This window comes from Dictyobacter alpinus (assembly GCF_003967575.1).
Taxonomy (GTDB): domain Bacteria; phylum Chloroflexota; class Ktedonobacteria; order Ktedonobacterales; family Ktedonobacteraceae; genus Dictyobacter; species Dictyobacter alpinus.
The window spans coordinates 3,854,983-3,869,751 of record NZ_BIFT01000001.1 but is presented as its reverse complement, the minus strand read 5'-3'; the positions used below and the strand labels follow the sequence as shown (position 1 = coordinate 3,869,751).

At 51.8% G+C, this 14,769-nt stretch carries 9 protein-coding genes; 2 read left to right on the top strand and 7 right to left on the bottom strand.

Features of this window, described 5'->3' with window-relative positions; all coding sequences use genetic code 11:
• Positions 1 to 49 precede the first annotated feature (49 nt).
• On the bottom strand, positions 50 to 1,867 hold the full coding sequence (locus tag EL633_RS15250; protein WP_218027498.1) for a vWA domain-containing protein: 1,818 nt from the start codon (positions 1,865 to 1,867) through the stop codon (positions 50 to 52).
• Positions 1,868 to 1,880: 13 nt separating this feature from the next.
• On the bottom strand, positions 1,881 to 2,981 hold the full coding sequence (locus EL633_RS15245) for an AAA family ATPase (protein WP_126629445.1): 1,101 nt from the start codon (positions 2,979 to 2,981) through the stop codon (positions 1,881 to 1,883).
• 879 nt (positions 2,982 to 3,860) lie between these two features.
• Here EL633_RS15245 and EL633_RS15240 point away from each other — a divergent pair.
• Positions 3,861 to 4,580, top strand: a complete 720-nt coding sequence (locus tag EL633_RS15240) for a B3/B4 domain-containing protein (RefSeq protein WP_126627999.1) — start codon at positions 3,861 to 3,863, stop codon at positions 4,578 to 4,580.
• Between the two features lie 25 nt (positions 4,581 to 4,605).
• On the opposite strand, the gene ppk2 is transcribed toward EL633_RS15240, so the two are convergent.
• The 5 genes from ppk2 to EL633_RS15215 form a co-directional block, all read right to left on the bottom strand.
• A complete protein-coding gene (gene ppk2, locus EL633_RS15235) occupies positions 4,606 to 5,439 on the bottom strand; it encodes a polyphosphate kinase 2 (RefSeq protein ID WP_126629444.1) in 834 nt (277 codons plus the stop codon).
• 245 nt (positions 5,440 to 5,684) lie between these two features.
• Complete coding sequence (gene mgtA / locus EL633_RS15230) at positions 5,685 to 8,219, bottom strand: magnesium-translocating P-type ATPase (protein WP_126627998.1); 2,535 nt, start codon at positions 8,217 to 8,219, stop codon at positions 5,685 to 5,687.
• Between the two features lie 371 nt (positions 8,220 to 8,590).
• Positions 8,591 to 9,292, bottom strand: coding sequence for a B3/B4 domain-containing protein (locus EL633_RS15225; protein ID WP_218027495.1), 702 nt, complete (start codon positions 9,290 to 9,292; stop codon positions 8,591 to 8,593).
• 295 nt (positions 9,293 to 9,587) lie between these two features.
• Positions 9,588 to 11,366 (bottom strand): ABC transporter ATP-binding protein, encoded by a 1,779-nt coding sequence (locus EL633_RS15220; RefSeq protein WP_126627997.1) that lies wholly within the window; start codon positions 11,364 to 11,366, stop codon positions 9,588 to 9,590.
• A complete protein-coding gene (locus EL633_RS15215; protein ID WP_126627996.1) occupies positions 11,363 to 13,114 on the bottom strand; it encodes an ABC transporter ATP-binding protein in 1,752 nt (583 codons plus the stop codon). The genes EL633_RS15220 and EL633_RS15215 overlap by 4 nt, the downstream gene beginning before the upstream one ends.
• A gap of 764 nt (positions 13,115 to 13,878) precedes the next feature.
• On the opposite strand from EL633_RS15215, the gene EL633_RS15210 reads away from it, so the two are divergent.
• Positions 13,879 to 14,685, top strand: coding sequence for a class I SAM-dependent methyltransferase (locus tag EL633_RS15210; protein WP_126627995.1), 807 nt, complete (start codon positions 13,879 to 13,881; stop codon positions 14,683 to 14,685).
• The last annotated feature ends 84 nt before the right edge of the window (positions 14,686 to 14,769 follow it).

Here is a 14,769-nt window from a genome sequence, read left to right as displayed (position 1 = left end):
TACGACTGCGATACCCGGCCTGAACAAGAATCTGTGTCCACGTCAAAGCTTACACGATATGAAACACCTCACCCCGGGGGGTAAACGGCAATCTGTTGCCTCGTGGTATCAGAAAAGCATGTTCGCGCTTAATATGCAAGCGATCACAGTAACCATCAGTGATGATCAGCAATGGTCCTTCACGCGGAAAATCGGCCGCATGCTCCAACAGATCTACTCCCGGCTGTAGCACCGTACCACCACGTCCACGCACTTTGACGCTGCCCGCGATAGCTTCGGGGGCCATATAACCCTGATCAAAGATTGCCGCATCACAGAAAACCACTCGTACCTGCCGGACCTCGCGCGCCAGGCTATAGCTGGCAATGGCGCCCAATGCCTGCGCCAGCAGGTGACGATCCATCGAGCCTGAGGTATCCAGCAGGACGCCAAAGGTACGATTATCGTCATCAGGCGGTGCCACCCATAGTGGACGCGGAATATCTGGCGTGGCTGACTGTCTCCGGCTTAGCCGGGCATAGGTACGTACCTTCTCCAATGGTGGAAAATGCTCATCAAACCACTGGGCTAAGCGCACATCCCAGGGAATCGGTGGCTGACTCAAAGCTTGAATCTCTTCGATCAAGCCCGCCGAGAGATAACCGCGATTCTGGTCCTGGTGCAACGTCAGTCCTTGTGCCAGACAACTGCGATAGAAATCGTCTAGATCCCTTCCCTCCTGACTTTTCCACCACTCCGCCTCATCCAGAATATCGCTCTGCCCAATGCCACGCATCGTGGCGAGCTTACGATAGAGCCTCAGGTCCGTCACGATCCGATCGTAGATCGCCTCGGCCGACTCGGACTTCAGAGATGGATCATAGAGGGCACCGATTTTGGGCATCTCGCCAACCTCCATCTCGATCAGCCAGCTATTAATCACATAATCACAGGCGACGTTCCATAAGTAGTGATCGCGTCCCTCACAGCGTACGTCGTGGCGGAGCCCCACATGTAACAATTCATGCGCCATCACAAAACGCAGTTCCTCATCCTTCAAGCCAGCATGCGGATTGATATAGATCTCCTTCAGCTTCATATTCACCGCCGCGACACTGATCTGCATACGCTGACAGATCAAAGGATCTTCGATGATCTCAAAGGAGGCGGCCAGCGCTCCCAGGAGAGGATAGCGCCCGATAAACCAGTTCCGTGCCCGCTGGGCGGGACTATCTAGCCGCTTGCCGGTCACATAATACGCATGCTGGCCCGCATCCTCAATTACTTCACTGATGGCCTCAACCAATCCCTCGCCAAATTTTTTGCTCCAATTGAAAGATCTCTTCCATTCGGGCAGATCGTTGAGCGACTCATAGCGTAGATCCGACCGCGTGCCGGCCGTACCGATCACCTGCAGGCTCTCTGGAATACCAAGATCACAGAAATCGGAAAACAGCCGCTCTTCCGAACGGCCTGCATAACCGTGAGCACGCAGATCCTCGGCCAATCCCTTCAGTTCCAGCGGTGGTTCGCCTAATTGGAGGTCATACAAAAAACTGGCAATATAGCAATCACAGGCGGTATTCCATTCCTGCTGCCGCTTTTGTCGATATTCAGGACGAAAATGCTCGAAAGTCAGATGCAATAGACAGTGAGCAAACACATAAGCCCACTCCTCTGGATCGCCTATCCGTGTGGGATGGACATAGATTGTGCCGGTATTCGCAACAACCGCCCAGCCATCGCGTGGGCAGATCTCGCTCGGCACCACATGCATAGAGCAACCAACGCCAGAAAAAATGCGGCTCCCCCTGATTATGCGCTCGCCAATCTCACAATTGTTCCGGGCTTGATCATTATGCATCAGGCCCTTCTTACGCGTCGCCATGCTGCACTACCTCTTATTTGCTTTTCAAGGCCTCACGCTCTTGCTTATCTACGATACGCGGTAAATCACGGATGACCTCAATCATAAACCAGCCCGGCAATCCTTCGCCGCCCTCCCCGTCTTCGCTATCTTCATGTTTCGCCACGACCATCTGCGCCATCTCCAGATTGATAGCCGCCAACTCTTTCAATAGCGCCTTGGCACGATAGGACAGTTCTTTATGGTGACCCGTGACCATCCCCTTATCCTGCGGCAAATTCTTGAGGAGATGCGCCCGAAATGACTGTGAGAGGAAGTAGAGCACATCACGATCCTCCGGCTTATAAGGCCAACTCGCATCACCTTTCAGCAGTGCCGTCAACTGATATTTGCTATGAATCTGCTTGATAAAGGCCTTGAACTGCCCGGCATGATGCGGTGAGAGCGTTCCATATGCCAGCACCAGCAACGTCTCATCTGAGGGCATCCCTTTCCCATATTCTTTGAGCAAATCGCTCAACATATGCCAGGAGCGCGGCGATGAGAAGGGCTCCTCATGTTTGGGCGGCGCGCTCCACAGGTGGTCCGGCCGATTCTGAATATATTCGACTACCAACGGATGAATATCGCTCTCCCGCGCCCATTCCAACCAATCACGGTGTGAGACCTTCAAATGCACATGCACCATACGGTTCAACAATGCCGACGACATTGGCTTGACAATCGCGCTATCCTGGGCCCGATTGCCAGCTCCGATGACGATTGAACCGGCCGGTAGCACATACTCACCAATTCTACGCTCGTGAATGAGGCTATAAAAAGCCTTCTGCACCTCATGTGAACAGGCATTTAACTCGTCCAGAAAAAGACAATATGGCTCCGAGCGCGCAATCATACGTGGAGGGCAAAAACGGCTGGTACCATCAATAATCTGCGGCACACCGATCAGGTCCTCTGGTGCCAGTTGACTTCCCAACAGCGAGACGCAGGGCAGACCAACCTGCGCCGCGAACTCCTGCACCAGCGCTGACTTACCAATGCCCGGTTGTCCCCATATAAAGACCGGGCGTGCAATGGCTACGTTCAAGAGCAAATCATACAGCTGCTTCTGTGTTACGGTCACAACAGGATTCAATGTCATTCCCTCTTCTTCTTGAAATTGGCTTCTTACATGCGAAATTTTTTACAGCAGCAAAAGACGCCATCAACATCAGGATGGACGTGATACCTATGGAGAAAGGTTTTCGTATACCTGTCAGACGCTATGCCTACATTTCATATCTTTTCTGAACCGGGTCAAGAAAAGGCACATCTTAAACATATTCTGTAGCGATACTACGACCAGTGGAGTACCAGACAGTGAGCTGGCGAAAGAGGATCGCAACGGGCTATTGCAGCTGTGGAACTGCTGGAATAGGGCATAATGGCCAACAAGGCAACATCTTATATCGTCTCATATGTCCCTCCCGTTACGTTGTATCAAGAATAATCAGTTATAGCTAGCTGACGACTCTTTATTACATTGTTATTTGTCAATATATTACAATGTACCTGAGTTTAACCTGCTTGTCAAGCTTTTTGCTGCACTATTTCACCGGCGCATTGAGAAAAACAGAACACTCGTTCTTAAAATTCGGGGTCACTCATACGTAGTCTAAGGATAGTTATGACGTTTCGTTTTCTAGCAGACCTTTAAGGCGCAACAGACGTTCATCCCATTTTGCGCTGATCTCTTTGATCCAGTCATCAATATCGCTGAGGGGTTCAGGAGTGAGGGTATAGCGTTTTTCGCGCCCCTGCTGATGGACGGCAACAGGGAGCAAATCAGGATAATGTTGGATGGGGCAAACTCAATGTTGTCAAGTAATATGCAGTTATTCCATTATAAACTGGTACCCTCCATGAGTATGTGAATTGGCTCTACCTCAGACTGGCAAGTCCGTGGTATTGTAGATATTGAGACGGGAACAACACTATATCTGGAATACAGGCCTTGCGAGAAAAGGAGATACGAATGCATATTTTCCAATATCACCCCGCTATCCTGGCACGTTATCCCCAGGTCGTCGGAGGAGCCATCCTGGCACAGGACGTCACCAATGGTCCAACCCCAATCCATTTACAGACTCTTTATCAGGCTGAACAACAACAGGTACTTGAACGCATTGGCAGTACCCCTTTGAGCCAGATCGAGTCACTGGCAGCCTGGCGACGTGCTTTTCGTGCATTTGGGGTGGATCCTACCCAATACCGCAGTGCCGCTGAAGCTCTGTTGCGTCGCCTGACCAAAAAGGGGAATATTCCGAGCATTAATCTACTGGTCGATCTGGGAAATCTTGTGAGTATCCGCTATGGCTTGCCGGTGGCGGTCATTGAGCGGCGCGTCTTGCACGGAGCGATAACGGTGCATTTTGCTGATGGATCAGAACGCTATAGCGAACTGGGGGCCAGCGATGAGGATCATCCAGAGCCAGACGAGGTCATATTTTCGGATGAAAGCGATCAGGTCATCGCACGCCGCTGGTGCTGGCGGCAAAGTGAATCGAGTGCGGCAGTCGAGCAGACGCGAGAGTGTCTGGTGACCGTCGAAGCGCACCACGCGACTGCGCACCATGATATCGAGGCCGCACTTCACGATCTGCGAAACCTGTTAAAAGAATATGCCGGCGGAACCTCGACCTCAGCTATCCTGGATGCGGACCACCCGGCACTAATCTACCCCACCGAGCATTGAACAATGCTCGGTGGTTCTCAACAGTTCAGTATATTTGCGGAATAACTCGATAGGACCATGCTGGTTCTTGATATCCTTTGGGAGACTGGCGTTTGGGGAGGGTGATCGGTTCAGAGGGAATTTCCTGGTATGGTATCTGATTCAGGAGATGGGTGATGCAATTCAGACGAGCCCTGCGTTTATCATCAGCAGGCACGACATACCACGGTGATTCAGAGGTATCGGTTGCAGCAAACATCTCATCTTTGGCCCGAGAATAATCATACCAGCGTCGATGCGCTTCTAAATCCATGGGACTGAGCTTCCAGACCTTGCGTCCATCGTCGATACGCGCTTGAAAGCGGCGCTCCTGCTCTGGTTGACTCACCTCAAACCAGTATTTGATGAGCATGATGTCGCTGTGGATAATCATATTTTCCACCTCGGGACAGCGCCGCAGAAAATCTTTGTGCTCTTGCTCGGTACAAAAACCCATCACATATTCAACGCCGGCACGATTATACCAGCTACGATCAAATAAAATAACTTCTCCCGCCGCTGGCAGGTGCACCAGATAGCGTTGAAAATACATCTGAGATTTCTCGCGTTCCGTTGGCGCTGGCAATGCGACCACATGGAAGATACGCGGGCTGACACGCTCGGTGATACGCTTAATCACCCCTCCTTTACCGGCCCCATCCCGACCCTCAAAAACCACAGCCACCTTTAATCCAGCCTGTACCACCCAGGATTGCAACTTGACCAGTTCAATTTGAAGCTTTTTTAACTCGTCCTCAAATTCCTTTCGCGTAAGCTTTTTAGCAGGCTGGCTCTCACTTTCTCCCGGTTGATTTTGCTTTTTCACGTTGGCACCCATCATTTCCTCCATCACTTTTTCATAGAAACCCGACTATTCGATTGCACTGCTATTCACCCTGTTCCTTTCAGCATAAGCGCTATTGCGCACTTTTAGCATCCCCTGGATGGATGATTTCATGCTCATCACAGCTTGTGGGTATGAACATCATGCTTTTGGATGATGTTGGACGGGGAAGCTCCCTACGATAAAGCAAACAAGCTCGCCTCGGTTGAAGCGAGCTTGCTTATTTCTGGGAGAAAGAAACGCTACGCATAGCGCCGCATTAAGTAGCGCTTGACCAGTTCAACCAGGAACAAGTAACCTACAATCATTCCGGCTAAAAAGAGAAAGTAGAGAGGGGGCAATGGCGTAAAACCAAGTGTCCCGGCAAGTGGTGTATACGGCAGCACAAAGCCAACGACAACAATTAAAACTGTCGTGATCGCGAGGGGAAGGCTCGGACGGCTGCGAAATGGATTACCGGCGGTCCGAATAATAAAGAGGACCAGGGTCTGGGTCGCCAGTGACTCGACAAACCAGCCAGTATGGAAGAGTACCGCGTCAGCACTGAACACGTGTAACATGATAAAGAACGTTAAGAAGTCAAAGATTGAGCTGACCGGTCCAATGAAAATCATAAAATTCCGGATCAATCTGATATCCCAATGCTGCGGCTTTCTGATATAGCTGGCATCAACATTATCCGTGGGAATGGTTACCTGAGAAAGATCATACAGGAAGGTATTGAGCAGAATCTGCGATGGCAGCATCGGCAGGAATGGCAGGAAGATATAGGCACCCGCCATACTAAACATATTGCCGAAATTGGAACTGGTACCCATGAGCAGGTATTTGATGACGTTGCCAAAGGCTTTGCGTCCCTCTAAAATTCCATCGTGCAGGACCTGCAAGCTCTGTTCGAGCAGGATAATGTCAGCGGCATCCTTGGCAATATCAACGCCGGTAGAGACTGATATGCCTACATCGGCCGCATGCAGCGATGGGGCATCGTTGATACCGTCACCCATATAACCAACCACGTGTTTCCGGCTCTTGAGCGCCAGAATCACACGGTTCTTCTGGGCCGGGGAGACACGTGCGAACACATTGACCTCCTCAACCACCTGAGCCAACGCCGGATCGGTCATATGCTCGACCTCGCTTCCCAGCACAATCCTATCGCTCTTCAGGCCAACCTGTTCACACACATGCCGTGTCACCAGTTCATTATCGCCTGTAAGGATCTTGACCTGGACACCATCATTCTTGAGGGCCTGTAGTACCCGCGCAACATCGGATTTCGGTGGATCGGCAAAGTTCAGGAAGCCCAGTAACACCAGTGACTGCTCATCCACTTTCTCGTATTTCTCCTGTGGCGATATGACACGATAGGCAACGGCAAGCACACGATATCCCTGCGCACTCAGATCACGATACTTGTTCACATAGGTTGCCCGCTCCTCATCATTCACATCGTCCAATGGCTTGCAGACACCATTGCGTTCATAGGCGGTGCAACGTGCCAGGACGCTCTCGGGGGCCCCTTTGATGATCAGTAGATTTTCATCTCCATGGCGGACAACCACAGAGATACAGCGCCGCTCAAAATCAAATGGAATCTCACCAACTTTGGTGTATCCACTCATATCCACAGCGCCATGACGCAAAATCGCTTCATCAAGGGGACTCTTCATTCCCATCTGGTAGGTACTATTCAAGTAGCCGAACAAGAGCACACGCTCGGATTCTTGCGCGGTGAGATCAAGAAAGCTTTCGAGCTTTGTCTCGCCACTGGTCAATGTTCCTGTCTTATCACTGCACAATGTGTCGATACTGCCAAAGTTCTGAATCGACTCCAGGTGTTTCACAATCACCTTTTTTTTGGCCATTCTTAAAGCGCCCTGCCCCAGGGTCACGGTCGTGATCATCGGCAGAAATTCGGGGGTTAGACCGACGGCAAGCGAAATAGCAAAGAGCACCGTCTCAAATGGCTTATGATGACCAATGGTGCCAACCATGACAATAAAGATCACCAGGAAAAACACGGTCTGCATGATGAGCATGCCAAAGCTCTTGATGCCACGCTCAAACTCGGTTTCAGGTGCGCGACTGGCCAGACGGACAGCGATATCACCAAAGGCAGTCGTCCGACCCGTCGCCGTGACAAGGGCGATTCCCAGACCGCTCACGACCGAGGTCCCAAGAAAAACACGATCAGGAGCATCAGCAAAATCTTCTGTATCCTCACCCCCAACATCGGCACTTTTATCTACCGGTAACGATTCACCGGTTAACGCGGCCTGCTGCACATGTAAGTCGGTAGCCTGAAGCAGGCGTGCATCGGCGGGGACCAGATCACCCGCCGCCAGACGAATGATATCTCCGGGCACGATCTGGCGACGCGGCAAATCGATCCATTCCCCATCACGGCGCACGTTCGCCATCGGCGCTACGCCCGCACGCAATTTCTCGACGGCTTTCTGGGATTGTGAGGTCTGGACAAAGTTGAGTATATTACTGAGCAGGACAATGACGATGATAATACTGGCGTCGACGGCATCACCCAGGATTACTGAGACGATACTGGCAACGAGCAAGATGGCAGTTAGTGGATTCAAGAACAAACGCAGAAATTGGACCACCGGTGATGAGTGCTTGACGGCCAGCATATCGTTGGGACCATAGGTTTCCAATCGCTTATCTGCTTCAGCACTCGTTAAGCCTTGATCGCTACTCTCTCCATGAGTGGGCACATCCCTGGACTCATCAGATAGCGAAAGCCCTTTGAGATCTTTTCCCATAGCTACACTCTTTCCATAAGCATACTAACGCCCTGATGCAATGAAACAAAAAATTTGCTGGTAGCATAAAAAAGAGGAATATGAAGCCTGGATGTGCCTTCGTTTGAACTTCATACATGTGGAGAAGGTCACAGCCATATATTCTTCTGACCAAAAGATGGTGGATGGGGAAAGCTCAGGAAGTCCCGGGCTCTTGTCAAAAAGAGCAAATTCCACGAGAGCACTTTATTTCCCAAACAGAAACGTTTGACGGTCCTTCTTTGCTGAGAGCAAAAAGGGAGGACAGCACAATTTCGTTGTGCTGTCTTATTTTCATGATACCACATTTACCGAGGGTGTCGAAAAGCTCGTAGAGATAATGCTAGAAGCATTTACACTTTTTGTAATACTTCTATGGTGATGGTACACGCTGGAAACCAGCGCAGTAAATGAGCTTTCAATTCTTCTCCAGCAGCCAGAAGCGTTTCACTGGGGTAAGGAGCAAGGCGATCCAATACAAAGTAGGCTGCTTGCGTGCCTTCTGTTAATTGTGTACGGCGTCCCTGTCGCCAGTTCCAGCGTCGGCAAGTAACGCCAGCCGTATCAGCCCAGATGACTTCGCCTGCCTCTGGATAGATCGCTTGCTCCTGCCCATCTTGCATCGTCACAAACGGCTCATTCCCTTGCGCATACGTCAAATGGAGATCACTCACCAACGTATCCAGGTCCTCTCCCCCGGCTGGCAGGAGATATTTCAAGCTCACTGCATTATACAGATCAACAAGCCCATTGATCGATGGAAGATCCTGCCCTTTCAGGGTACGGCGCAGCAAGGCTTCAATCGAACTGGGATATTTTTTGGGGTTGGCACCGAATAGACGATAAGCCTCGCGCCATGCATTAATATGTGGGTGTTGAAGCAGTGTATCAGATGTGAGGGTAGCGCGACATGCCTGTTCAGCAGCACGCAACAACGCCTCGCTTTCTGCGGTACTGGGAAAATTTCGTATTCCTTCTGCATAGACAATCAGAGCCTGATACTCGGGAAACCGTTCAAAAATTTGAGCATCAACAATAAGACGATGGTTGATCACAATATCCTCCATGTAATAGCAAAGCTTGATCATATACGGCCTCTATGATATCGTGCAAGTGACCTTGCCAAAAGAGCCACTTACCCCGAATATGAAAAGGCCACTTTTAAAAAGCAATGAAAATAAAAAATAAACACAGTAGCAGCAGGTCTTGCACCTGCGAAAATTTCACGTATGACCATGCACAAGCAACAAGCTATACAATCCTGGATATGTTCGCCTTCACACGACCACGTGTCTCTGGAATATATCTTACGTGAACAGGTTGCAGATACAAGACCTGCCGCTACTGTTTTTATTGGTGCTCGTTGACGTAATTACCCTGCCATAACTGCCTCATCTCTTCATTGGTGGCCAGTAACTCGTCTAGCGTCCCTTGGGCGTCGATCTTGCCATCTTTGAGCACGATGATGTGATCGGCCCGTTGCAGGGCGGTACGGCGGTGTGTGACAACCAGACAGGTGGCATCTTGATGCTCAAAGATGCGTTCCCAGAGGGCACGTTCGGTCTCAACGTCTAGCGCGCTGGAGAGGTCGTCGATCACCAGCAAACTGGCAGATCGTGCCAGCATACGCGCCGCAGCGGTACGCTGTACCTGTCCACCCGAAAGTTTGACGCCACGGGTCCCTACAGAGGTCTCTAATCCTGCCTCCAACGTCTGCACGTCGTGCTCCAGGACCGCGCCGCGCACGGCGGCTGCCAGTACACCAGGCTCATCAGGTTGTCCTAGAAGGATATTCTGCTTGAGCGTCTCGCTGAACAGGCGTGGTACCTGGGCCGTGTATGCTGCACGAGGAGGTACAAAGAAGGAGGCCGCATCATCCACAAGTTGCCCATTCCAGCGGATCTCGCCTGCATCGCGTGGCAACAAGCCCAGCAAGGTCTGCAGGAGTGTGGTTTTGCCCGCGCCTACGCGTCCCGTCACCACTGTCAGGGTGCCGCGAGACAAACGCAGATCGACCGCTTCGATGCCTCGCCCGGACTGGGGATGGCGATAAGTCAATTCCCGCACCTCTACAAGATCCAATTGATCGTTCGCACTACGCGTTGGCGGTGGCACGGCAGGGAGAGGCCCGCGCAGGTACATGGGAGTATGTTCCACAAGGGCGGTTGCCGCGGTGCCGTCCAGTAAGCTCTCCATACGCTCGAACGAAACGCCCGTCTGTCGATAGACAGCGAGAAACTGGCCAATATCAGAGGTAAAGTCGGCAATATAGCTCAGGTACAGGACAAACAGGGCATAATCACCTACCGTCATACTCCCACTGCGCAGGTTGCCAGCAGCCAGTAACATGATCAGACCCGTGCCTATGCTCACAGTGTTAGCCGTGACAGCATTCATAACCTGTGTCGCCACGCGATCAGCCAGCATCGTTGTACGGCGCTGCTCATTCAGGCGTCGGAAGCGCTCCACGATGCGCTCTTCAGCACCAGCAGCCTGCAATGTAGGCACGGCAGCCAGGATATCCCCAATGGCTCCCGTGACCTGACTGGTAGCCTGACTGCTGGCTTCACGGTAGCGACCCAGCGTAGTACTGGCCTGCCGTGCTAAGGCCGCCACGATCACAAGAGGCAGGATAGTAACCAGGGTCATACGAACGTCAATCGTCAAAAGGATCAGGAAGGCCACCACGGCAAACAGGCCCTGGCTCACAATCTCATCGCTCCAATCGACATTGTCCTCAGCCTGATAGGCATCATCGCGAAAACGGCTGATGGTCTCACCGATGGAGTAGGGCAGTGCATACGCGCCCGGCCGCTCCAGCACGTGTCGCAACAAGTTGCGGCGCAAAAATCCACTCATCGTGAAGCGCATAGTGATTTCGGCAAAGCCAGCACTAAGCCATACAAACACCCGGCAGACGGCGAACATGACCATGACGATAATAAGTCCCGTCGTGCCCCCGGGCAGGTGTGCCTTTCCGGTCAGGGTATCAAAAAAGGTACGCGCAAGCAGTCCTGTCAGAATCGTTATGATGTTGCCGACGCTCCATAAGGTTCCGTGAAGCAAATAGAGCCAGGGCCTATAGCGAAACATTTCCAGCAGGTAGCGCCAGGTTGGTAATTTTTTCATATGGTAACCTCCTCAGTAGCGACCCGCAGCAATCCAGCAAAACGCGAGGTGGGGTCAGCCGCAAGAGCAAGCCGCGATCCATACTCGCTCACCTGCCCATCCTCCAGAACCAGAATGTCATCGGCATACGCGACGGTATCCAGTCGGTGCGCCACGATGATGCCTGTGCGCCCATCGAGCAGTCGATTCAGAGCCGTATGCACCAGCCGATCCGTGGCTGGATCCAAGCGCGATGACGCCTCGTCCAGGATTACCAGGTCGGGATCACGCAGCAAGATGCGTGCGCAGGCCAATACCTGTGCCTGTCCAGCGGAGAGTTCGGCACTCCCAGGTAAGATCTGCGTATCCAGCCCCTGCGACAGTTTCCCTAGCCAGTCGGCCAGACCCATCGTTTCCAGTGCGGCACGAATCCGCTCATCCGGCACGCTATCATCGAAGAGGGTCAGATTATCACGTACACTGGCATGGAAGAGGTGCACATCCTGGGTGACCAGACCAATGCGCGCACGCGCCTCCGCAAGATGAACCTTTCTCAGATCCACGCCCCCCAGTCGTACAACACCAGCGAGAGGATCGTAGAAACGCAGGCATAACCGTGTCAGCGTCGTCTTACCACTCCCTGTACGCCCCACCACACCCAGCACGCGACCCGGCGCGAGCGAGATACTGACGTTGCGCAGGATCAGCGTGTCCTCCCCATAACCAAAGAAAACATCATCCAATTCCACAGATAGTGGGCCTGCAGGTAACGCGCTGCCGGGACCATCAACCACACGCGGCATCGTAGCCAGCAGCTTCTCAATACGGACCATACTGGCATCCGCTTGCTGTAGATCCTGCACTTCATTGCGGATCTGTTCGGTCGGCTGGCGGAGCATCTCGGTACACTGAAAGATCAGGTAGATCGTACCGATGGTTAACGTACCATCCTTGAACAGCATGGCACTCAAGGCTAAAGCGAACGCTGTACCGAGCGCGAACAGCCCCTGACTGGTGGCGACCATAGCGTAGCCCCACATCTGTGCCTTGCGTGTGATCGCCAACCAGGAGCGCATCACCTCCGCACAGCGACGCAGCACAAACGCACCAGCCCCGCTGGATTTGATATCCTGCAGGCCAGCCAGATATTCACTCAGGAAGCCATAGAAATCAGCGCTGGCCTGCCGATCTGCTGCCCAGGATGGAGTAGCCACAGAACGAATGCGCAGCATAGCGATAAAAGCCACGATCACAAAGGCGCTCATCCCCAGGCCGACACGCCAGTCGACGTAATAGAGTAGCCCGAGTACACCCAGCAGCAAGATACCATTGCCTAATACGTAGACCACAAAGCGTGAGAAAAAGCGAGCCAGCGTGCCAACATCACCATCCACGCGCTCAATCAACTCACCTGGCGTATGGGCAGTATGAAAGGTAGCATCCAGCCGCAACAGGTGCACAACCAGGTCAGTGCGCAAGGCATTAGTGGCCGCCCAGCTTACATTTTCAGCAACATAGGTTTCGGCAACGGCCAATCCCTGTCCCAGCAGGGCCAGACCCATAGTGAACACAGCCAGCATAATCAGGCCTTGTAAATCTCCACCAGAGGTAGCCTGATCAATAAAACGGCTCGCCACCAGCGGTGTGATCACCTGTACACCGATCGTGCAGAACAAGATCACAGCCAGCAGGACCATCCACAGCCATTGGGGGCGCAGATAGTGAACTAACAACCGCCGGTAGCGATTCAGTGTGTGAGAAGGATGCATAGGCACCTCCTTGTCTCACCGTAAAGGGCAGCTAAGAGGACAGCAAAAGAGAGGGCATATTCTCCCCGCAGCTTGAGATACATGGGCGGAACGTGCCAGGAGCGTCTCAACTGAACATGCATAAAATCTTTTTTTCTTTCTTTCGCTCAAAGGCGTTGGATATGCATTTTTTCGAACATAGTCGCGCACAGAATGCGTGCAGAACGTAGCATATGCTCGATAGTAAGAGTGGATAGCCTGCGATAGAGCATGGCTATAGAGAGTGGAGAGCGGTGATGCTGAAGGAGAAACAACGCGCTGCTGCATACAATGCGCAGACAAAAAAAGTAGCCCTATGAGGCTAAGCGGGCTGATTGTGAAGAGTAAAAAGAAGCCTACAGCAGAAAAGAATCTATCTCTGTAGCTTGACTAAAGAAAGTATGGCCAACGCATCAGCAAAATCATACGAATGCTCCGCATCAAAAGACCATATTCATTGATAGACACAGCTCACTTAGCTTAGCAACACCTTCGTGGTGAATAAGCGCATGATAATTGAACCTCCAAAATTAAGATAAAAGAATTATAATCTATCTTTGCTCGAAAGTCAAATGTAGTATAGCGAGATAGGCGATGCAACGTTCGCGTGAGCATACGCATCAAATACTATTTAAGCACCTGCTAAAGAGAGGGTAAAATTCAAACGTATGGACAAAGAAGCGTAGCGTTTCATAGAATGAAGTGAAGTACTATTCCCTACATACGATAGAAAAGAGAAAAACGCCATGGGACAAAGTCTACCAGCAGATGATCAGGATCAGAAAGCCCGGGTTCAAGCGTATTTCAGCCGCACCGCCGCAAGCTATGTTACCAGTGCCTCACATCGTTATGGCAACGATCTTCAGCGTTTGATTGAATTAGGAGAATGGGAACCTCAAGATCATGCCCTTGATATCGCGACCGGGGGCGGGCATACCGCACTCGCAGTAGCCCCCTATGTTGCCCGCATTGCGGTCACTGATCTCACGCCAACGATGCTGGAAACCGCTCAGACATTTCTCCTTTCACAAGGAGTGTCCAATGCCTATTTTCAGCGAGCGGATGCGGAAGCTCTGCCTTTTGCTGATGCCAGTTTTGATCGCGTCACGTGCCGCATTGCTCCCCACCACTTTCCTGACGTGGGAAAAGCGGTGCAAGAAGTCGCTCGTGTGCTCAAAGCCGGCGGCCTGTTTTTGTTGATCGATAACATCGCGCCAGATGATGCCGCGTTAGATACCTTTAACAACACTGTAGAGAAATGGCGGGACCATTCTCATGGCCGCTCTTATACACAAAGGGAATGGGAGACATTCTTCACTCAGGCCGGGCTCCTGATCGAACACACCGAGACCTTCCGCAAAACCCATAACTACGATGATTGGACGGCCCGTTCGCAGCTTGCGACCTCTGAAAAGGCCGCGCTTGAGGACTATATTTTACAGAGTGATGAATCCACCCGGCACTATTTCGAGGTCCATAGCAACGAAGATGGACACCTCAAGGATTTCACGATGGATACGCTCCTCTTGAAAGGACGGAAACCACTCGCATAGCATGTCCTCTCGTCATAAACAGGAGCACGTAGTAATGATCATAACTACCACGTGCTCCTGTTTATCTGCTATCTCGCGCCTGCA